A 21,154-nucleotide genomic window follows, 5' to 3' on the forward strand; every position below is an offset into this window, starting at 1 on the left:
TGCAAAAGGTTCCGGCGTAGAATCAGCCGGAACCACTGCATTTCATCAGGCAAAGTCAGTTAAACTCCGGTCATGCCGGATCATATCTCCTCAGTCAAATCCTCACCTGAATCAGGGATTGCGATAAATCAAGCAAATGCCCTTTGTCGATTGCTTACTTATGATTCAGAGCTGCCTGGGTGGTGGATGCCTTTGCAGAGCAATCTAACCTCCTATATTTTTATATCTTTCCACTCTACTAAACACCATGGTCTAACCCTATCAAATATGATATACTATGTGTGTTGTCGCACCCTATACTGGCAGCAGGAAAGGGATGCTTACTTCATTTGCGAATGGCTAGATAGGAGATAACGGCGACAATTAGCCTAATGAAAACCCCAGGACTGGTACTCCTGGGGTTTTCGCTTTGTGCTTATATATAGAACTACTCTCTTTTGCCTGCCTATATTATATCAAACACAGTCTGCAAAATCAGTCCGTAGTTTCTGTATAAACCGCAATGTTACTTATTATTCAGAGCCGCCTGAGCTGCTGCCAGACGTGCAATCGGAACACGGAACGGTGAGCAGGATACGTAGTTCAGTCCAATCTTATGGCAGAACTCTACGGATGACGGATCTCCGCCGTGCTCGCCGCAGATACCGCACTTAAGGTTCGGTCTTGCAGCGCGTCCCTTCTCAACAGCCATCTTGACCAGCTGGCCAACACCTTCCTGATCCAGTCTTGCAAATGGGTCAGACTCGTAAATCTTAGCCTTGTAGTAGGAATCTAAGAACTTGCCCGCGTCATCACGTGAGAAGCCGAAGGTCATCTGTGTCAGGTCATTGGTTCCGAATGAGAAGAACTCTGCCTCTTCAGCCACCTTATCAGCGGTCAGGGCTGCTCTTGGAATCTCAATCATGGTGCCGATGTGATACTGGATATCGGAATTCTTTTCCTTCTTAACCAGCTCAGCAATCTCAACTACGATGTCCTTAACAAACTTAAGCTCTTTCTTCTCGCCGACAAGAGGAATCATGATTTCCGGAACAATATCATATCCGCACTCTTCCTTAACCTCGATGGCAGCCTCCATGACAGCCCTTGTCTGCATCTTGGCAATCTCAGGATAAGTAACAGCCAGACGGCATCCGCGGTGACCCATCATTGGGTTGAACTCATGAAGCTCTGCACACTTGGCATTTACTTCCTCTACCGTCATTCCCATATCGTCAGCCAGGGCCTTGATATCCTCCGGGTCCGTAGGAACGAACTCATGCAGAGGCGGATCCAGGTAACGCACGGTCATAGGTCTGCCTTCCAGGGCCTTGAACATGGCCTTGAAGTCACCCTTCTGGAAAGGAATCAGTTCATTTAATGCTTCTTCCCTCTGCTCAACTGTCTCAGACAGGATCATCTTGCGGATCTTAGGAATCCTCTCCGCGTCAAAGAACATATGCTCGGTACGGCAAAGGCCGATGCCCTCAGCGCCAAGCTTAACAGCGTTCAGTGTATCTGCAGGAGTATCTGCATTGGTGCGCACGCTCAGGGTCCTGAACTGGTCAGCCCACTCCATGATACGCTCGAAGTTGCCGCTTACAGTTGCTTCCTGTGTAGCGATGTCGCCCTTGTAAATCTTTCCGGTAGAACCATCCAGGGAAATGTAATCTCCCTCATGGAATGTATGTCCGCCAAGTTCAAATACCTTAGCTTCTTCATTAATCTTGATTTCACCGCAGCCGGATACACAGCAGGTTCCCATGCCACGTGCAACTACTGCTGCATGGCTGGTCATACCGCCGCGGACAGTCAGGATACCCTGTGCAGCGTGCATGCCTTCGATATCCTCAGGGGATGTCTCCAGACGCACCAGGATGACCCTCTCGCCTCTGCCGCCCTTGCCGGCGTCCTTGGCTTCATCAGCAGTAAAGTATACCTTACCGGCTGCAGCGCCAGGAGATGCGGGAAGTGCGCTTCCGATTACTTCGCCGGCCTTCAATGCTTCCGGTACAAAAGTAGGATGCAGTAACTGGTCTAAGGACTTGGCTTCAATCCTGCATACTGCCTCTTCAGGAGTAATCATTCCCTCGTCTACTAAATCGCAGGCAATCTGGATGGCTGCCGGGGCAGTCCTCTTGCCGTTACGTGTCTGTAAGAAATACAGTTTGCCTTCCTCAATGGTGAACTCCATGTCCTGCATGTCGCGGAAATGATTCTCCAGCTTCATGGCCAGGTTCATGAATTCCTCATAGCACTCCGGAAGGTCTTCTGCCAGCTTGGAGATTGGCTGAGGTGTACGTACACCTGCAACAACGTCCTCGCCCTGTGCATTAATCAGGTACTCACCGTAGATACCCTTCTCACCTGTGGATGGGTTACGTGTAAATGCAACGCCTGTGCCGGATGTCTCGCCCTTGTTACCGAATACCATGGTCTGGACGTTAACAGCAGTACCCCAGTCGCCAGGGATATCATTCATACGGCGGTATACGATTGCACGTGGGTTGTCCCATGAACGGAATACAGCCTTAACAGCGCCCATAAGCTGTTCCTTTGGATCCTGTGGGAACTCCTCGCCGTTCATGGCTTCCTTGTAAACAGCCTTGAACTTCTCTGCCAGCTCTTTTAAATCATCGGCTGTCAGGTCTGTATCAAAATGTACGCCCTTTGCTTCTTTCATCTCATCGATAATCTTCTCAAAATAGGACTTGGGAACTTCCATGACAACGTCGGAATACATCTGGATGAACCTGCGGTAGGAATCATAGGCAAATCTTGGATTGCCTGTCTTCTTGGCAAAGCCCTCAACTGCAACGTCATTTAATCCCAGGTTCAGGATGGTGTCCATCATGCCTGGCATGGATGCACGTGCGCCGGAACGTACGGAAACCAGCAACGGATCTTCTGTATCACCGAACTTCTTGCCGTTAATACCTTCCATCCATGTAATTGCCTCAAAAATCTGCTCCTGGATTTCATCGGAAATCTGCTTGCCGCAGTTATAGTACTCGGTACAAGCCTCTGTAGTAACTGTAAATCCCTGTGGAATAGGCATTCCCAGGTTGGTCATCTCTGCTAAGTTGCAGCCCTTGCCGCCAAGAAGGTTTCTCATTGCTGCGCTGCCTTCATGGAACTTATAAACCCATTTTGCCATAAGTTAATTTCCTCCTCATGTTCTTGTAGACTGGCTTTCTACTCTTATATCTGCCTTATTCTTTCCGGGCGGAACAAATGCTTCTCTCTTGTCCGTCCACCTCGTCCATTATATCACAAACATTTCTTGAGTAAAGAGTTTTTCCGCGAAAATTTGTTAAATTTCAAGTAAAAAACGGTGTAAGTACTTTCATTTTCTGTCATTTTCACATATCCGTTATTGATTCGCATATACGAATATGCATCCGGGGATGTACGCATTTTTATACATCCGGCCTGATATGCTGCCTGTTTTTCATATCCGCATTCCCATCTGTTTTATGTAAGCGCTTACAAGTTTTCACCTGCATATCAGGCACTGTCCTCATCAAGCATTGCCTGCATCCGGCACTGTCCCCATCAAGCATTGTCTGCATCCGGCACTGTCCCCATCCGCCGCTTTCATCCGTCCGTGCTTTACCCCATGCTGTTTTTACAGTTATTCTTATAGTCAAATGGATTCTGCCCAAAGTTCTTTTTGAACACCGTTGAAAAATAGCTCAGGTTGGAATACCCCACCTGCTCCGCGACCTCATATACCTTCAGGTTGGTTGTCTCCAGCAGGTGCAGCGCATGTTTCAGCTTCAGATTATTCAGGTATACCACGAACTTCACCCCTGTCTCCTCCTTGAACAGGCGGCTCAGATACTCGGAGCTTAGGCCCGCATGGGCAGCCACGTCCGGCAGGGCCAGGGATTCTGCAAAATGCTCCTCCATATAGCGGACCGCGTTCCGTATGGGCGCCGAATACGCTTCATTCCTCACACCATGGATGCCGCACCAATCAAATCCCTGTTCCATCACAGCGTCCAGCTCATCTAAGGACATTGCTGCAGCCATGTCACGGTTCAGGCATGACAGCTGTTCCTCCACCTTATCCACGTCATCCTTAGTTATATGGTACAGGGAGGTCAGGAAAAATGAATACAGCTTCTTCAGGTATTCAATGTCCGTGACCTCCTCTGAGCGCGCCTCGGCCATCATCTCGTCCCTGATTTCCTCTGCCCTGGAATAATTCTGGTTTACAAGTTCCTTGCTGAACCGGATTTTGTATTTTTCCCCGCCTGGCAGACGGTATCTTCCCGTTGGCTGCACGGAAAATATCTTCTCCCTTGGATGATAAAAACATAGCTTGACCCGGTCATGGGCCTGCCTCATGGCATCCCCCAGCCTGCCCAGATCGTCATATATGTCGCTGCACCCAATGTGGCAGGAAACCTGCTTTAAGATCAGCTGGCAATAAAGATGCAGGTCCTCCATCCGGCGCAATCCGGACGCAGAAGGACTGCGCCGCAGGTTCCCAAGAAGGATGGTATGGTTCAGCTCCAGAGGCACTTTTATCATATGCTCCAGCGGGCCGTCACCAGGCAGATCAATCCGCAGCGGCCCTTCCTCCTCCGTCATGATATCCAGCGCAGCGAACTCCCTCTTTTCCAGCGTGACATCATATTCCTGCAGCATGGAACCGCTTACCTGGACCGCGTGTGTGCTTAAGACCAGCGAGCGCAGATAATGGTTCCGGTTGGAGATCTCCTCATAATGCTTTTTCAGCCCGCCGCCCGGCTCTCCCACGACCGCCTTCCTTCCATTTTCCAGCGCCTGACGCAGGCTCTCCTCCGTAATCTCTGTTTTTAATATGTATTCAGAAGCACCCAGCTTGATTGCCTGTCTGGCGTACCCGAAATCCTCATGGCTGGTGAGCACTGCCACATAAACAGCCGGGTTGATGCTCCGTATCAGCTTAAGCATTTCCATACCATCCATAACAGGCATCCGTATGTCCGTAATAATGATATCCGGCACAGTCTTCCTGAATATGGAATATCCTTCCGCCCCATTGGCAGCCGCACCCACAACCTGGTATCCTTCCATCTTGTTAATGCAGAATTCCAGCCACTGCCGGATTGGCACTTCGTCATCCGCAACCAGTACCTTTATCATGGCATCTCCTTTACATATCTTAATCAATTGCCGGGAGGTTCAGGATGATTTTCGTACCCTCCCACTGGACACTTTCTATCTTCATTCCATAGTTCCCGCCAAAATTCAGCTGGATCCGTTCCTTGACATTCACAATGCCCACATGGGCCTTTTCACCCATCCGTTCCCCCCTGTTGATCTTCTCAATGGTTTCGGGAGCAATCCCCATGCCGTTGTCCTCCACCGTCACAGCGACGCCGCCGTCCAAGGCCCTGGCCGTGATGATGATCAGCCCTTCCCCTTTTTTGAATTCCACCCCGTGGAAGATGGCATTTTCCAAGAGGGGCTGGATGAGAAGCTTGGGTATCTTTTTTTCCTCCACCCCTTCATCACATTCAAATATTACCTGGAAACCGTCATCATATCGGAATTTCTGGATTTCCACATACTGGCGCAGCACCTGGAATTCCTCCCGTATCATCACGAACTCATTGGGGTTGGACAGGGTGCTGCGCAGAAGCTGGATAAAGGAAACCAGCATCCTGGACGCCTCCTCATTCTTTTCCATGTCCACCATGCACTTGATGGAAAACAGGGTATTATACATGAAATGCGGGTTGATCTGGGCCTGGAGGAAACTCAGCTCCATCCTCCGCTTCTGCTTCTCCTTCTGCCTGATTCCCTCCATCAGACCCCTCATCCTGTTGAGCATGGCATTGAGCCGGTTGCTCAATATGTTAATCTCCGTATACCCGTGGACGCTGCATTCCTGATCCAGGTTCTCACCTTCCACCTGCAGCATGAACTCACACAGCTGGGAGATGGGGCGGGTGGTCTTATCCACAAAATGGCATGCATAAACCCCCGCCGCCCCCACGGCCAGAAGGGCCATGGTCAGGATTACCAGCCGCACCTGGCGGATAGGCTCCATCAGCACGGACAGCGGTATCTCCTCCAGGACCGTGAACCCGGAAGCCTGGTCATAATAATGGGTAAAAAGAATATTCTCCCCCTGCATCCTTGTAAATATATAGGGCGCACCGCCAAACAGACGTTCCAGGTTCTTCATATGGAAGAACTCAAATCCATTGAGCTTGCGGTTGCTTGAGGATATGATGGTTCCTCCCTCATCCACCACATATACCGTATTCCGGTTCCCCTCTGTCAGCGACTGGTACATGCCGTAAATCTGGGACTCCTCCATGTTAATCATCAGGTAGGCCAGGGGATTGCCTTCCTTGTCATTGATGGAGCGGGCCACACAAAAGTAATCGGTCTGGTTCTCCTTATCCTTAAAGCATGCGATATCAATCATATCCCCATACGCAAAAAGCATTTTCTTATACCAGATCTTTGTCTTGGGACTCATGTAACTGCAGTCCACGTGTTCCGGGGTATGCACCATACAGTATCCCCCGCCATGTTCCAGGGCCAGGGTCACCTGGAACTGCCGTCCGCTCTCATAAAAAGAATTCTGGTACTGGGAGGTCAGCCGTTCCATGTACGCCTCAAACTCCGGCGCCAGTTCCTCCTGTTCCCCTGCATCCATCCTCTCCAGATAGCCGTACAGGGTGCTGTCATAATAATAAAGGTTGGAAAGGGTATAGGCGTTCTCCTTTACCTGGCGGACACGCTCCCCTACCTGGCGCAGTACATCGGCCCGGTTGTGTCCAATCTCCGAAACCAGGGTCCGTTCAAATGTTTTATAACCAATGGCCGACACGATGATGGTCAGGATGAACACCGCTGCAAACAAAGTGAAAAGCAGACGTATTTTCATGCTGTTCTTATCCACCCGCCAGGACCAGATGCTGCTTTTCACGGCTCACATATCCCCTTTCTGATTTTCTGATCAGCTTTTAGTATAGCATATATAAAAATGCAAAAACAACCCCAGCGCCTTTTTCCGGGAACAGTCCGCGGACAAAGGCGCCGGAGGTAATCCGTCAGTATTTTCCAATCCGCAGGGGAAGCGGGTCTTCTGTTTCAATGATGCGGTCCATGAGTTTTTTCATCATATAAGCCTTTACAGCCCCATAAGCCTCATCATCCCACAGATTCTTAAACTCTTCCGGGTCCAGGTTCCGGTCATAAAGCTCCCCGTATTCCTCCCCCGCATAATAGGTCAGCTTGTAATTGCGTCCGGTCAGGGTCTTCACGCTAAGCCCCCAGTCATAACAGTTAAATTCCGTCATGGCATATTCCTTACCTGCCCCCTTGTCCCCCCTCAGGATGGGCGCCATGGAACAGCCCTGGACACCGTAGGGAGGCCGCACCCCTGCGTACTCCAAAAGGGTGGGCATGATGTCCACATGTTCCGTGACCTGGCTGTAGCGGGATCCCTGTGGAACCACCCCCGTCCACTTGATGATCATAGGCGCTTTGATGATACAGTCATAGTGGAACGGCCCCTTAAACAGCAGTCCGTGGTCCCCCAAAAGCTCCCCATGGTCATTGGTGAACAGGATCAGGGTATCCTTTTCCAGGCCATTCTCCCTGAGCGCATCAAGGATCCTTCCGATGTTGTCGTCAATCAGGGTTATCATGCCATAGTAAGCCGCCTTTATCTGACCCCACTGATGGTCTGTCAGCTTCCGGTAGTCATATTTTTCATTGGAAAATCCCCTTGCGGTCAAAGCCTTCCTGAAATGGGGCGGTTTGTCAAGAAGCTCCCCTTCCATCCGTACCGGAACCTCAAGGGCATCCGGGTCATACATATCCCCGTAAGGCTTTGGAGGGTCAAAGGGATGATGGGGATCCACAAAGGAACAATAGGCGAAAAACGGCTGGTCCGGCCCGGATTCCTCAATCAGGTCAATCATCCGGTCCGCAATCCAGTGGGACTGATGATAGGATGGATTGATGCCGCTGGGATAAACCTGGGGCGGCCCGCCGGTATCCTTATCCGCAGCCGACGCCCTGTCCTCTTTTGCCTTGCGCTCCCCTTGCATTTTCACTTCCTCATAATCCTCAGGACTTGCCGCCTTCAGCCAGTCCAGGTATTCGCCTGTCTTACAGTCACAGGTCGTGTGGATGATATCAAACCCGTAATTATCCTCAGGCCAGTCCTCCTGTTCATCCTCCTTGGGCACAAACTGGGTTGTGATATGCATCTTCCCGATGGCCGCCGTGCGGTAGCCGTTGTCCCTCAGTGTCTCAGCCAGGGTAATCTCCGAATCCCTCAGGGGGATGCCGTTGTCCCTGGTCCCGTGGTTTTTCGGATACCTGCCCGTGAGCACCGTGCATCTGGAGGGGGAGCACACCGGGTTCTGGACAAAATGATTATCAAATGTGCTGCCGTTCAGTGCAAGGCTGTCAATATGGGGCGTATGTATCTGGTTGTTCCCATAGCAGCCCAGGGCATCAAAACGCAGCTGGTCACACATAAACAGGATGATATTGGGCCGTCTGTCCGCCATTTCCCTTTCCCTCCTTTACCACCATTTAATTAATTCCGTCACATGATTGCGTATTTCCACAAAATCCCTGTCCGTCACATCCCGGGGCCATGGCAGGGTATTGGCAATCTCTTTTTTGATTTTGGTCGGCTTATTGGTCAGCACAAGGATCCGCTGGCTTAAATAGACCGCCTCTTCTATATTGTGGGTGATGAAGATGACCGTGGTCCCTGTTTCCCGCCAAAGGCGTATCAGTTCATCCTCCAGGCGGAACCGCAGGGAAATGTCCAGCTGCCCGTAAGGCTCATCCATGATCAGCAGCTCGGGCTGCACTGCAAACGCCCTTGCAATCACCACCCGCTGCAGCATGCTGGCTGACAGCTGGTCCGGGTAATAGCCGCGGAATTCCTCCAGCCCGACCATGGCTATCACCTCATCGGCCCGCCTCTGCACCTCATCCTCAGGCAGCCCCTTGATGCGAAGGCCGTATTTTACATTTTCCTCCACCTTAAGCCAGGGAAATGTGGAATACTCCTGGAAAATATATGCGATGTTGTGCCTCTTCAGATCCACAGGCTCCCCGTTCACCAGGATTTCACCTGCCGTGATATCGTACAGTTTGGTCAGGCTGTTTAAGAATGTGGTCTTGCCGCAGCCCGTCGGCCCCACGATACAGAGGAACTCCCCTTCCTTTACCTCAAAGGAAATGTCGTCCAGCACCAGAAGGTCCCCGAATTTTTTCGTCAGGTTCTTCACCTTGACCTTTACCTTATCCTCACTCATGACGCGCTCCCTTCTACAATGTCTCGTCCGTATTATCCAGTATTTCCTTTCTCAAGCGCAGGAATTCCGGGTCCACATAGCTTCTGGGCCTGGGCAGGTCCACCGCATATTCCTTCTTAATGGTAGTAGGACAGTTGGTCAGCAGGATGATCCGGTCAGCCAGATAGACCGCCTCCTCGATGTTGTTGGTAACAAAGACAACCGTGCGTTTTTCCTTCTGCCAGATTTTTTCCAGTTCCTCCTCCATCATATAGCGCGTCTGGGCATCCAGATGTCCGAAAGGCTCATCCATGAGCATGACCTTGGGATCGTTACAGTAAGCCCTGGCAATCCCCACACGCTGGCGCATCCCCCCTGAGAGCTGGTTTGGAAAACTATTTTCAAAGCCCTGAAGTCCTACCAGGTCAATGAAATACTGAGCCCGCTCCCGCCTGGTCTTCTTGTCAATCCCCCGCGATTTTGGACCGAACTCCACATTGCCCATGACGGTGCAGAAGGGGAACAGCGCCGTGGTCTGATATACCACGCCACGGTCCGCGCCAGGCCCTTCCACCTTTTTACCGTCCACGGTCACCGTGCCCTCCGTCACCAGCTCCAGGCCGGCAATCAGGTTAATCATGGTGGTCTTGCCGCACTGTCCCGGCCCGAACAGCACCACGAATTCATTTTCCTTCACTTCCAGGCTTACATTATCCACTACTTCCTTCACGCGCCCCGCAGATTCAAACCGCTTCGTCACGCGGTCCAGGCTGATTACACTATGTCCTAGACGTCCATTCTGTTCCATGAACAAAGCCTCCTTTCCGCCGCCCGCATAAGGGTGGCCAGTACCAGGCCCACCACCCCGATCACAACCATTCCCACAAGGACCAGGGGAATGTTGATGGTATCGCTGCCCCTGAGGATGATCCAGCCGCAGCCTTCCTGGGCGCCCACCATCTCCGCTGCCAGAACCGCCATCCACGCAGTGGACAGCGCCACCTGCATGCCTGCGAATATCTGGGGAAGGCTGGAGGGAAGGATGACCCTCAGGAAAATATCCCTGTCGCTGGTTCCCAGCATCCTGGCACAGCCGATCAGGGTGGGGTCCACGCGCTGGGCCCCGGTATATGCATTTAGGGTAATGTTCGTAAAGGAACCGATAAAGATGATGGCGTATTTGGGCAGTTCACCGACCCCGAACCACAGGATGACCAGGGGAATCCAGGCAATGGGGGGTATGGGACGTATCAACTCAAACAATGGCTTGATGATTGCTTCCGCATAACGGGAGGTTCCCATGGATAAACCCACCACAATGCCGCTTACCGCTGCCACCGTATATCCCACCAGCACCCGCCTCAGGCTGTAATACAGATGCCCGTAGATGGTATAACGGCCAATCGGCTCAAAAAAGGACGTGAACAGCAGGCGGATGACCTGAACCGGACCAGGGGTCGTCTCCCCTGCAGCGGTAAAGGTAGTGATGAAAGCCCAGGCCAGGAAAAAGGAGGCGATTGCCAGGGCGGCGTAAACCGATTTTTCCGCTTTTTCAGAAACACTCATTTTCCTCATGACTTCTTCCCTCCCTTCACCATGTGGTCCTCCATTTTCGTCAGTACCACGGCAAAGATGGTGCCGATAAAGCCGATGGTCAGCATGCCCACGATAATCAGGTCGGCCCTTGCAAGGGAACGGTTCAGCTGTATCATATAGCCCAGTCCCTTGTTGGCTGCCAGCATCTCAGCCGCGCACAGGGTGGTCCAGGCAGCCTGCAGGGATATCCTGAGCCCGGTGAAGATCAGGGGCATGGCAGTTGGGATTGCCACGGTAAACAGCATCTTGGTACGGGATGCGCCAAAGGTCTGGGCCACCCACAGATGCACCGGCTTGGTCTGCTTGATTCCGGCATAAGAGTTAATAACACACGGGATGAATGCAGACACAAAGATAATGGCGGCCTTTGCCCCCAGGCCAATGCCAAACCATAGGATCATCAGTGGAATCCAGGCAATGGTGGGCACCGGGCGCACCAGGTCAAACAGAGGCGTAACGAATAAATCAATCCGCTTGAACCATGCCATGCAGATACCCAGCGGGATCCCAATCACCGCGCCCAGCACATACCCGCTCAGCGCCACCTTAAGGCTGGCCAGGATATGCTGGAACAGGGTGCCGCTGTCCGGCGCCTTGTGGTTCAATTTATATATAAATGCTTCCAGCACCTGTACAGGACTTGGAAGGCTGTAATCCGGCATCAGATGCAGGACAGCAGTCGCCAGATACCAGATCCCGAAAAACATCACCAGGGAACATACGGAGATTGCGGCAAACTTACGTCTGTCATGCAGCTGTTTCTTCTCTAATTCTGTCACGTCTAACCCACCTTTCAATAATTGAGGGCGCTGTTTCAAGCGCCCTTATGATCCGTATGGTCTTATAATCAGTAACCCAGAGCTTCCTTAACAATGGTATCGTCCACATGTTTTGCAATATCCGGGAACCTGGATTCCTCCAGCAGTTCCTGGGATACCCAGAATTCTCCTGTTATCTGGACAGAATCGCCGATTGTTATGGTCTTTGCCTCCTCAGAGGTCACAAATGGACGTGTCTCAATTTCTGTTTTACAGGCTTCCAGGGAAGATTCCGACCCATTCTCCGTGTACCAGTCAAGAAGCAGCTGGGCCGCCATGTCCGGGTCGGCCTGCAGTGCGTCGGTGGCCTCAAAAAATGCTTTCACATAATTCACAAGCACATCCCTCTTGTCCGTAAATGCCTTATTGCTGACAATGATGGAATCAAACTGGGGCACTCCCAGGTTGGTCAGGCTGGAGGTAATGACCATCCCCTCACCCTCTGCCTGATAGGAAGTGGGCGGATTCAGGGCAGCCACATCGCAATTGCCTGTCATGAGAGCCTGGTATGCGGACGGGAAATCCATATGTACAATCTCCACATCCTCAGTGGTAAGTCCCAGCTTCTCAAGCCATTTAATCACGTTCAGATGGGAAATGGTTCCTGTATTGGTGGCAATGACCGCGCCTTTAAGTGTTTCGGCATCACCGTATACATCCGGGTAGGATGGGTTATTGCCCTTAACCTTTGCAATGGGTGAATCCGGCTTGCACAGTGTATAAAGCCCGCCCTCTGAATGGCCGATATCAGCAATACAGTATGCCCCGTAGATGGCCAGGGAATTGACCGCGGCCGCGCTCAGGGTCCCCACCTCCCACTGGTCGGCTGCCAGGGCCTCGTTCATGGCCCCGCCGTTGGCAAAGTAAACTGTCTCAATCTTAAAACCATTCTTGGTATCCAGCCCCTGGTCTATCATATACTTAATCGGGATACTGTTTAAGAAGGGCATGACCGCCACCTTCAGCACAGGCAGGTCCTCCGTATCCGGAGCAGCCTGGGTTCCGGCCTCCGTTGTATCCCCGGAAGCCTCCGTGGCCTTGGTTGGGGCCGGTGTTGCCTCCACGGGTTTTGGCGCACATCCTGCCAGTGTGCCTGCCAGCATTGCAGCCGCCATTACTATGCTTATCCATCTTTTCTTCATTACGCATAACCTCCCTTTCATACGCAGACATGAACCTGCATGCTGCATGTTGTCATGTTTCATTTGATGGGATAATCATACTAAATTCCTGGAAAACCGTATATCTGTTTTCTTATGGTTTTTTTGAAATTTTTGTCCTGTTGGATTTTTTATGTGAGGATGTTTTGAATTTTTGATATTATTTTAGATTTTTTAGACTGGTTTCAGTATGGAACGGAATCAGGTGTTTTGCATAATTGAAATCCCGTGTACTGGCATACACGGGATTTCGCTTTGTGACCACATGGACACATATAACTTCCTAGATAAAATTATTTCACATCAAAATTCATGTAATGTCAACATCACACCTTAAACCGGTACCCAACCCCCCAGATAGTCTCAATATATTGGGGCTTGGCCGTGTTAAATTCAATCTTCTCCCGTATCTTCTTGATATGCACCGTTACAGTAGCAATATCACCAATGGATTCCATATCCCAGATCTTACTGAACAGTTCTTCCTTGGTAAACACATGGTTCGGATTCTGGGCCAGGAAGGTGAGCAGGTCAAATTCCTTGGTGGTAAATGTCTTCTCCTCCCCATTAATCCATACGCGGCGTGCAGTCTTATCAATCTTCAGTCCGCGGATCTCGATGATTTCATTGGAAGGCTGGCCGCTGCCAATCAGCCGCTCATATCGGGCCATGTGGGCCTTTACCCTGGCCACCATCTCGCTGGGGCTGAATGGTTTGGTGATGTAATCGTCCGCCCCAAGCCCTAAGCCGCGGATTTTATCGATATCCTCTTTTTTAGCCGAAACCATGATGATGGGGGTGTTCTTAACCTCCCTTACTTTCTTGCAGATTTCAAATCCATCTGTTCCGGGAAGCATCAGGTCCAGGATCAGCAGGTCATAGTCTTCCTTTAAAGCCTTATCAAGGCCCTCTGTCCCGTCATTCTCAATCTCTACTTCAAAACCGGACAGTTCCAGATAATCCTTCTCCAGCTCTGCTATGCTCTCCTCATCTTCCACTATCAGTATCTTGCTCATCCTGTATAACCTCCTGATATTTTCTTAGGACAAAGTGGATTTCCGTTCCAATCCCTTCCTTGCTGGTAGCCCATATACGGCCTCCGTGGTCCTCTATGATCTTGCGCACGATGGACAGTCCGATACCGCTTCCGCCCTGGGATGAATTCCGGGAAGAATCCGTGCGGTAAAACCGGTCAAATATATTAGGAAGGTCTTTTGCCGCAATGCCCTTCCCGTTGTCCTCAATCTCCACCTGGATGAAATCACCCACATCCTTTATCCGGATATTGATAATACCCTTTTTCTTATCCAGGTATTTGACCGAATTGCTGATGATGTTGTTGATGACCCGCTTCATCTGTTCCGCGTCAGCAATCACCACGATATCCTCATCCACGTAATTGAAGTAGCCCAGTTCAATCCCCCTGGCCTCCATATCCACTCCCACTTCCTCGACGCAGTCCCTGAAATACTGGGCCACATTGATTTTGGTAAATGCATATGGAATCTTGTTGGTATCAATCTTGGAATAAAAGGTAAGCTCATCAATCAGTCTGTCCATGTCATTAGCCTTATTGTAAATGGTACGGATATATTTGTCCAGTCTTTCCGGTGAAGAGGCAACGCCGTCCATGATTCCCTCCACGTAACCCTTGATGGCCGTTATGGGTGTCTTCAGGTCATGGGATATGTTGCTGATCAGCTCCTTATTCTCCTTATCATCCTGTATCTTCTCATCCGCATTCTCCCGGAGCCTGATGCGCATCTCTTCAAAATCCTGGCACAGCTGCCCTATCTCATCGTCCGCATCCACATCCAGGGTAAAGTCCAGGTTGCCGTCCCGTATCTTCTTGGTGGCCTCCTGCAGTTTGTTAAGCGGGCTTAAGATAGAACGGTAAACCCAGAGTGTAAGGGCGATACCCGCTATCATCAGTATCATGGCCCCCAGTATCAGCATCTCGCGGAGCATTGACTTTACTTCCGGAACCAGGTCGTCCACGTTGGAAATGATGAATGCGGTGCCGGCTTCCCCATCCGGAAACGTAAAATCCATCTGCTTAATCAGGTGCTGGCTTTCGCCGTCCAGATAGATACCGCCTTCCAAATCGCCCTTCATGGCGCCAAAATGAGGGAGCTGGGCACAAAGCGCCTCATCCTCCTTGATATTATCATCCCCACAATAGATGATTGCATCCCCTTTCAGGACCATCAGGAATGCATAGTGGCTTTTCAGTTCCGCATTAATGGAATCCAGGTAGTCCTTATCGCTGTACTTCCCTGGATTCTTATCCAGTGACTTGCGGATATCCTCCTGGGAACGCTTTGTAAGCCGGTTGAATATCTGCATGGAATTGCCGGAGAAGAAATCCACCGGCTCCGTCAGCTCATATTCCTTGATAAAGGATTTGGCCTGATAATTGCTAAGCACCATGGCCATCAGACAAAACAGCATCATGGGTACAATGGTAATAGTCAGAAATGCTACTGCAAGACGGGTCTTTAATTTCATAAGTCCCATCCTCCTTCATTAACTTGCGGTATGACGCTGTACATAGAAAGACATACTGTCACCCGCTATTGACAGTATATCACAATTACTTATAATCGTTTATAAAACTATTATAAATTTTATTAATAACTCTCCCGTTTATCCTTGTTTCCTCGGCAATTTCTGATATAATAATACTATTGCCCATGAACAGACGGGCGAAAAAGCAGTAACGATTGGGGTTAAAATATGATTGGTTTTTACAGTTACACTGTGATTTTGACATACCTTGGGCTGGCATCCGCTGCCCTGGGCATGATGCTTACATTTAACGGTTTTGCCAGATATGCCTTGTTCTGCCTGGCATTCTCAGGACTGTGCGACATGTTCGACGGCAAAGTGGCCCGGACAAAGGCAGACCGCACTGAGGATGAGAAGCGTTTTGGCATTCAGATTGACTCCCTGTGTGATGTTGTCTGTTTTGGCGCATTTCCCATGATCTTGTGCTATTCCATGGGAATGAGGGGGATTGCCGGAATCTGCATCCTGGTCTTTTATCTGACGGCAGGTGTCATCCGCCTTGCATTTTTCAATGTGATGGAGGAACGGCGCCAGGATGAGACGGACGAGGCCCGCAAGTACTACCAGGGGCTTCCGATTACGTCCATTTCCATTATCCTGCCCTTATTCTGCACCCTGCGTCCCTTGCTTGGGCACCGTTTCCTGTCTGAGCTGCACATCTGCATCCTCACGGTGGGACTGCTGTTCATCATCAACTTCCAGCTTAAAAAGCCAGGCTGGAAAATGCTCACATTCCTGATATCCATCGTGGCACTGGCACTGATTAAGATATACTTTTTTTAAGGAAAGAAAGGTGTGATTGAATGAAATACGCTGACAGAACCGGACGCATCCATGGCAGCGACACATTACAGGACAGATATCTGCGTCTTCTCTACGGCAGTCTCCCCGGGCGTTTGCTTTTAAAGCCGCTGGTCCATCCAGCCATATCCAGAATCGGGGGCCGTCTGCTGGACTCTCCCCTGTCATCCGCCCTGATTGGGCCATTCATACGTTCCTGCGGTATTTCCGTAAGGGGATGTGAGATTCCGCCCGGAGGCTCCTACCGTTCCTTCAATGCTTTTTTCACACGTTCCCTGAAGGAAGGCGCCAGGCCCTTTGATATGGATCCGGATGTGCTCTGCAGCCCCTGCGACGGGCTGGTAAGCGCATATACCATCAGCCGGAGCCGGCATTTTTCCATCAAGCACACGGACTATACCCTGGACCAGCTGCTAAAGGACCGCAAGCTGGCTTCCCGCTACACAGGCGGCACCGCCCTGGTGTTCCGTCTTACCGTGTCAGACTATCACCGCTATGCTTATATTGACGACGGAAAGCGCTCATCCTACCGCAGGATTCCCGGCGTACTCCACACAGTGAATCCTTCCGCTGCCGCCAGCCGCCCCATCTATAAGGAAAATACACGTGAATACACCCTGATTAAGTCCCAAAACTTCGGCACCGTGCTGATGATGGAGGTGGGCGCCATGATGGTCGGCAAAATCATGAACCACCATAAGGCCTACACCAGCCTGGATGTTTTCCGCGGACAGGAGAAGGGATACTTTGCCTTCGGCGGCTCCACTGTCATCCTGCTGTTTGAACCAGGCGCAATCCGTACCGACAGCGATATACTGAGGAATACGGCGCTTGACATAGAGACAAAAGTGCGGATGGGGGAACCTGTGGGCAGGCGCTCCTGATTCCCCTCCTACCTGTCATATGCAGGCAGTCCCGATGGATACACAACCCTTACCGTCTTCTCCTCCTGGCCGTAATCCGTCAGGGATTCCCTGTAAGTCCCCATATCTGAATCAATCAGCGTCATTTTCCCGGGGCACATCCGGAAGGTCTGATACCTGCTGTCATACCCGTTTTCATCCTCATGGTCCCGGCGCAGGTTGAGGTGGATCAGTCCATTGACCCGGAACAGTATCCCGTCCACCTGGAACCCATCTGTCTCCGTTTCCCCCAGAACCTCCTTTGCCCCCTGGCAGGCAAGGAATTCATCCACTGTAACCTGTATGGCGCCATACTCCGTAAAATCCCCATTCTCATAAAAGAAATAATACGGCTTGTAGCTGTGACCGCTTACAAACGGCTCACTGCGTCCGTCCCCCATCTCCATATATGACACCGAACCGTCATATGCGCTTCTAAGCAGGCACACATTGCCCATCTCATCCATATGGAACCCCATTCCCAGACCGGATAGATTCATGGGACGCGGCGAGCCGTCCCTTACGGTCCAGAGATAGGATGTGGATGAGGTAAATGCGTCCAGATCCGTCAGACTGATGACTTTAATATCCTCAAATCGATAATATCCACTGACATACTGGCCTCTTGTTTCCCGTTTCACTTCTTCCATGGATTCCTCCGTGACAAACACCAGCGCCCCCATATATCCTTCAAAGACACGGGATGCTGTTTCCTTTCCGTCTGCCACAAAGGCAAATGCCTCATATGCGCCATCGCCATCATAATCGTCATAATCCAGGGTCAGGATGGTCCCGTCCGGATATGCGCCCTGAATCCTTTTAACCCAGTTTTGCGGACAGGAAACAGCACCCGCGTTTTCCACAGGTGGACGTCCGCTTACATCCACCACATGCTTCACAGGTTCCCAGTCATCCCAGGCCAGGTTTGTACCGCTTAGCGTAAGGTAGGTGTGCGTACCAAGGCCGGACAAGGGGGTAATATCCCTGACCGGATTACAGTCCAGGCATAGAAGGCTCAGCTTCCTAAGGTCCGCGAGAGGTGACAGGTCCTCAATATCATTGGACTGCAGGCGAAGTTCTTCCAATTTATGCAAACCAAAAAGGGGGGAGATATCTTTAATCTGATTGCCAATCAGGCAGAGGTCCCGCAGATTCCCAAGCCCTGACAAGGCGCTTATGTCCGTCAGGCCCTCATAGCTTACATTCAGTACTTCCAGCCGGGTCAGGGTTTTCAGCGGTTCCAGGTCATCCGGGGAAAACGAGTGAAAAGCCAGCCTCAGGTCCCTCAGTCCGGTGAGCCGGGAAAGTTTTGCATAATCTGTTCCATTGCATATGGTTATGCTGGCGGTTGACGCTGAACCGGATATTGTCTGTATCTTCCCATCCCAGTCCGTGAATGTCACATATTCGGATGGTTCCAGCGCTCCTGGTTGGGCAGACGGCATACTGGCCGTGTCACCGGACTGGCCGGCGGCGGTATTATCGGTATGTCCATCACCAGCAGCATCAACACGTCCATCATCAGTAACATCCGTATGCCCAATGGCCGCCTGGCTGCTTGAAACGTCTGATATCGGGCTACACGCTGAAAGCAGTAAGGAACACAGGAGGACAGCCAGGAAACAGCCTCCATAGGCGCCCCTCATGTGCAGGTGTCCAGCAGATGATGCTTCTTCACATAATCCTTCCACATACGTGCCTCCGGCATCTAACCCTCCCCCGCACAAACCGTCTGCAGTTAATCCCTCTTCACATAATCCGCCTTCGCACAAGCCGCCCTCCAACACCACATCCCATCCTCTGCCGCTCTCCATCTCCGCCTCCTCAACAAACCTCCATAATACAGGGAAAGCCGCACATCCAGGCCAGTCCTTAAGGTGTGCAGCTCTCCGTTATTATCCCATCTTATGATTATGCAAAATGCAGCCATACAAATTACAGCTCTATCGAATGTAAATACTCAATTTCCCCTAAAACATGAACTTATCAGCGAAGTAATCCTTCAGTTCGCTAATCGGAATCCTTACCTGCTCCATGGTATCCCTGTCGCGTACCGTCACCGCGTGGTCTTCCTCGGAGTCAAAGTCATAGGTGATACAGAACGGGGTGCCGATTTCATCCTGTCTCCTGTATCTCTTACCGATATTGCCCCTGTCGTCAAACTCACAGTTAAAGTACTTGGAAAGCTCGGTGTAAACCTTCTCGGCCCCCTCGTTCAGTTTCTTGGACAGCGGAAGCACGCCTACCTTCACAGGCGCCAGGGCCGGATGGAAATGAAGCACGGTCCTAACATCCCCCTCGCCAATCTCTTCCTCGTCATATGCAGCGCAGAGGAATGCCAGGGTCACACGGTCAGCGCCCAGGGACGGCTCGATTACATACGGGATGTACTTTTCCTTTGCCTCGTCATCAAAGTAGGACATATCCTGTCCTGATACGTTCTGGTGCTGTGTCAGGTCATAATCCGTCCTGTCGGCGATTCCCCACAGTTCGCCCCAGCCGAATGGGAACAGGAACTCCAGGTCCGTGGTTGCCTTGCTGTAGAAGGACAGTTCTTCCTGCTCATGGTCTCTTGCACGCATCTCGTCTTCCTTGATTCCAAGGGCTTTTAACCAGTCGATGCAATACTGCTTCCAATATGCGAACCACTCCAGATCCGTATCAGGCTTGCAGAAGAATTCCAGCTCCATCTGCTCAAATTCCCTTGTACGGAAGGTAAAGTTACCTGGCGTGATTTCGTTACGGAATGACTTGCCGATCTGTGCAATGCCAAAGGGAACCTTCTTTCTGGAAGTCCTCTGTACATTCTTAAAGTTGACAAAAATGCCCTGTGCTGTCTCCGGACGGAGATAAACCGTGTTCTTGGCATCCTCGGTAACGCCCTGGAAGGTCTTGAACATCAGGTTGAACTGGCGGATTTCCGTAAAATCATGGGCGCCGCAGCTTGGACAGCAGATATTGTTGTCGTCAATGTACTGCTTCATCTGCTCCTGGGACCATGCGTCCACGGAGCCTTCTATCTTAATACCGTGTTCATCGTTAAAATCCTCAATCAGCTTATCTGCACGGAACCTCTCCTTACACTGTTTGCAGTCCATCAGGGGATCAGAGAAACCGCCCAGATGTCCGCTGGCCACCCAGGTCTGGGGATTCATCAGGATTGCGCAGTCAACACCCACATTGTATGGGCTTTCCATTACGAACTTCTGCCACCATGCCTTCTTTACATTGTTCTTCAGCTCTACGCCAAGGTTGCCGTAGTCCCAGGTATTGGCAAGGCCGCCGTAAATCTCAGAGCCGGGATAAACAAATCCCCTGTTCTTGGCAAGCGCCACAATCTTTTCCATTGTCTTTTCCATATCCGTATCCTCTCTTTTATCTTCATTCATTCTATATTAATCTAAGATGATATAGCTGGTGCCTTCCTCCGGCGTCTCAACCGTGTTGGAATCCCTCAGGCTGCACCCGTCACTGACATAAAGGATTTTCTTTTCCGTCTTGATGACACCAGGGCCTTCTGCCTTTACCAGCACCTGCTGGCCGTCCGACACTGCCTGGGATGCATCCACCGCATTGCCCTTGACATCCTTAAATGCCACGTCCTCCAGGCCCTGGCCCAGAACCGCTACCCTTCCTGCCTCCAGCGCTGTGAAGGTCACATTATAATCCCCGATTTCCCTGGCAAACTCTATGATGCGTGAAGCCGTATCATATTCAGTTACGGTAAATGCCTTACCATCCCCAATTTTGGCCGATACAAGGGCTACAGGCAGCTTCTCAGCGCCCTCGGTGTTCTCGGACTTTGCCGCCTTGCCAAGGGAACTGTTGAAATCGCTGATGCGCTGTTGCACAAATGCCTTCAGCTCCTCCTCCGTATAATCCCCCTTGTCATAGGTTTCCACGGATGCCCACTGGACATTGCCGTCCTTTTCTATCATCACGCTGTTCTCCACAGGCGTCCCCTTGCCCGGTGCGCCGATTCCGGCACAGCCCGTGGCCAGGACCGCGGCCGTCATGAGGGCCAGCGCCATTGCCATGATTTTTTTCATACTCAA

General features: G+C 51.1%; 16 protein-coding genes. 2 read left to right on the top strand and 14 right to left on the bottom strand.

Annotated features, from left to right (window positions below):
* Positions 1-505: 505 nt before the first annotated feature.
* The 11 genes from ppdK to MCJ35_RS16840 all read right to left on the bottom strand — a co-directional run bounded on the left by ppdK (position 506) and on the right by MCJ35_RS16840 (position 15,336).
* Entirely contained in the window at positions 506-3,136 is a 2,631-nt protein-coding gene (gene ppdK / locus MCJ35_RS16790; RefSeq protein ID WP_025486314.1) for a pyruvate, phosphate dikinase, read from the bottom strand.
* Between the two features lie 455 nt (positions 3,137-3,591).
* Positions 3,592-5,115, bottom strand: coding sequence for a response regulator transcription factor (locus MCJ35_RS16795; protein ID WP_025486313.1), 1,524 nt, complete (start codon positions 5,113-5,115; stop codon positions 3,592-3,594).
* Positions 5,116-5,134: 19 nt separating this feature from the next.
* Positions 5,135-6,916 (bottom strand): cache domain-containing sensor histidine kinase, encoded by a 1,782-nt coding sequence (locus MCJ35_RS16800; protein WP_025486312.1) that lies wholly within the window; start codon positions 6,914-6,916, stop codon positions 5,135-5,137.
* A gap of 124 nt (positions 6,917-7,040) precedes the next feature.
* Entirely contained in the window at positions 7,041-8,513 is a 1,473-nt protein-coding gene (locus tag MCJ35_RS16805) for a sulfatase family protein (RefSeq protein WP_240299583.1), read from the bottom strand.
* 15 nt (positions 8,514-8,528) lie between these two features.
* Positions 8,529-9,275, bottom strand: a complete 747-nt coding sequence (locus MCJ35_RS16810) for an ABC transporter ATP-binding protein (protein ID WP_025486310.1) — start codon at positions 9,273-9,275, stop codon at positions 8,529-8,531.
* 13 nt (positions 9,276-9,288) lie between these two features.
* On the bottom strand, positions 9,289-10,062 hold the full coding sequence (locus MCJ35_RS16815) for an ABC transporter ATP-binding protein (RefSeq protein WP_025486309.1): 774 nt from the start codon (positions 10,060-10,062) through the stop codon (positions 9,289-9,291).
* On the bottom strand, positions 10,041-10,829 hold the full coding sequence (locus MCJ35_RS16820; RefSeq protein ID WP_008718460.1) for an ABC transporter permease: 789 nt from the start codon (positions 10,827-10,829) through the stop codon (positions 10,041-10,043). Before MCJ35_RS16820 ends, MCJ35_RS16815 begins: the two co-directional genes overlap by 22 nt.
* Positions 10,826-11,629: an ABC transporter permease gene (locus MCJ35_RS16825; RefSeq protein ID WP_227796091.1), complete on the bottom strand. Its 804-nt coding sequence runs from the start codon at positions 11,627-11,629 to the stop codon at positions 10,826-10,828. The genes MCJ35_RS16820 and MCJ35_RS16825 overlap by 4 nt, the downstream gene beginning before the upstream one ends.
* Before the next feature lie 68 nt (positions 11,630-11,697).
* Positions 11,698-12,810, bottom strand: a complete 1,113-nt coding sequence (locus tag MCJ35_RS16830) for an ABC transporter substrate-binding protein (RefSeq protein ID WP_025486308.1) — start codon at positions 12,808-12,810, stop codon at positions 11,698-11,700.
* 344 nt (positions 12,811-13,154) lie between these two features.
* Entirely contained in the window at positions 13,155-13,844 is a 690-nt protein-coding gene (locus MCJ35_RS16835) for a response regulator transcription factor (RefSeq protein ID WP_008718465.1), read from the bottom strand.
* Positions 13,816-15,336: a sensor histidine kinase gene (locus MCJ35_RS16840; RefSeq protein WP_008718469.1), complete on the bottom strand. Its 1,521-nt coding sequence runs from the start codon at positions 15,334-15,336 to the stop codon at positions 13,816-13,818. Before MCJ35_RS16840 ends, MCJ35_RS16835 begins: the two co-directional genes overlap by 29 nt.
* A gap of 228 nt (positions 15,337-15,564) precedes the next feature.
* Here MCJ35_RS16840 and MCJ35_RS16845 point away from each other — a divergent pair, with 228 nt between their 5' ends.
* Together MCJ35_RS16845 and MCJ35_RS16850 are read left to right on the top strand one after the other, a co-directional pair.
* Positions 15,565-16,179 (top strand): CDP-alcohol phosphatidyltransferase family protein, encoded by a 615-nt coding sequence (locus MCJ35_RS16845; protein ID WP_008718473.1) that lies wholly within the window; start codon positions 15,565-15,567, stop codon positions 16,177-16,179.
* 20 nt (positions 16,180-16,199) lie between these two features.
* The gene (locus MCJ35_RS16850; RefSeq protein ID WP_025486304.1) at positions 16,200-17,081 is read left to right on the top strand and encodes a phosphatidylserine decarboxylase; all 882 of its coding nucleotides are present in this window, start codon (positions 16,200-16,202) and stop codon (positions 17,079-17,081) included.
* A gap of 8 nt (positions 17,082-17,089) precedes the next feature.
* On the opposite strand, the gene MCJ35_RS16855 is transcribed toward MCJ35_RS16850, so the two are convergent.
* From MCJ35_RS16855 to MCJ35_RS16865, 3 genes are all read right to left on the bottom strand, one after another.
* On the bottom strand, positions 17,090-18,913 hold the full coding sequence (locus MCJ35_RS16855) for a leucine-rich repeat domain-containing protein (RefSeq protein WP_025486302.1): 1,824 nt from the start codon (positions 18,911-18,913) through the stop codon (positions 17,090-17,092).
* A 156-nt stretch (positions 18,914-19,069) separates the two neighbouring features.
* A complete protein-coding gene (locus tag MCJ35_RS16860; protein ID WP_008718479.1) occupies positions 19,070-20,458 on the bottom strand; it encodes a glycine--tRNA ligase in 1,389 nt (462 codons plus the stop codon).
* 36 nt (positions 20,459-20,494) lie between these two features.
* Entirely contained in the window at positions 20,495-21,148 is a 654-nt protein-coding gene (locus tag MCJ35_RS16865) for a hypothetical protein (protein WP_240299584.1), read from the bottom strand.
* Between the last annotated feature and the right edge of the window lie 6 nt (positions 21,149-21,154).

The sequence above is a fragment of the Enterocloster sp. OA13 genome (genome assembly GCF_022440595.1).
In the GTDB taxonomy this organism is placed as follows: domain Bacteria; phylum Bacillota; class Clostridia; order Lachnospirales; family Lachnospiraceae; genus Enterocloster; species Enterocloster hominis.

Excerpts from the sequence above, each read along its gene's own strand:
- ppdK (WP_025486314.1), bottom strand. The coding sequence starts at position 3,136 with ATGGCAAAATGGGTTTATAAGTTCCATGAAGGCAGCGCAGCAATGAGA.
- MCJ35_RS16795 (WP_025486313.1), bottom strand. The coding sequence starts at position 5,115 with ATGATAAAGGTACTGGTTGCGGATGACGAAGTGCCAATCCGGCAGTGG.
- MCJ35_RS16805 (WP_240299583.1), bottom strand. The coding sequence starts at position 8,513 with ATGGCGGACAGACGGCCCAATATCATCCTGTTTATGTGTGACCAGCTG.
- MCJ35_RS16810 (WP_025486310.1), bottom strand. The coding sequence starts at position 9,275 with ATGAGTGAGGATAAGGTAAAGGTCAAGGTGAAGAACCTGACGAAAAAA.
- MCJ35_RS16815 (WP_025486309.1), bottom strand. The coding sequence starts at position 10,062 with ATGGAACAGAATGGACGTCTAGGACATAGTGTAATCAGCCTGGACCGC.
- MCJ35_RS16820 (WP_008718460.1), bottom strand. The coding sequence starts at position 10,829 with ATGAGGAAAATGAGTGTTTCTGAAAAAGCGGAAAAATCGGTTTACGCC.
- MCJ35_RS16830 (WP_025486308.1), bottom strand. The coding sequence starts at position 12,810 with ATGAAGAAAAGATGGATAAGCATAGTAATGGCGGCTGCAATGCTGGCA.
- MCJ35_RS16835 (WP_008718465.1), bottom strand. The coding sequence starts at position 13,844 with ATGAGCAAGATACTGATAGTGGAAGATGAGGAGAGCATAGCAGAGCTG.
- MCJ35_RS16840 (WP_008718469.1), bottom strand. The coding sequence starts at position 15,336 with ATGAAATTAAAGACCCGTCTTGCAGTAGCATTTCTGACTATTACCATT.
- MCJ35_RS16845 (WP_008718473.1), top strand. The coding sequence starts at position 15,565 with ATGATTGGTTTTTACAGTTACACTGTGATTTTGACATACCTTGGGCTG.
- MCJ35_RS16850 (WP_025486304.1), top strand. The coding sequence starts at position 16,200 with ATGAAATACGCTGACAGAACCGGACGCATCCATGGCAGCGACACATTA.
- MCJ35_RS16855 (WP_025486302.1), bottom strand. The coding sequence starts at position 18,913 with ATGGAGAGCGGCAGAGGATGGGATGTGGTGTTGGAGGGCGGCTTGTGC.
- MCJ35_RS16860 (WP_008718479.1), bottom strand. The coding sequence starts at position 20,458 with ATGGAAAAGACAATGGAAAAGATTGTGGCGCTTGCCAAGAACAGGGGA.
- MCJ35_RS16865 (WP_240299584.1), bottom strand. The coding sequence starts at position 21,148 with ATGAAAAAAATCATGGCAATGGCGCTGGCCCTCATGACGGCCGCGGTC.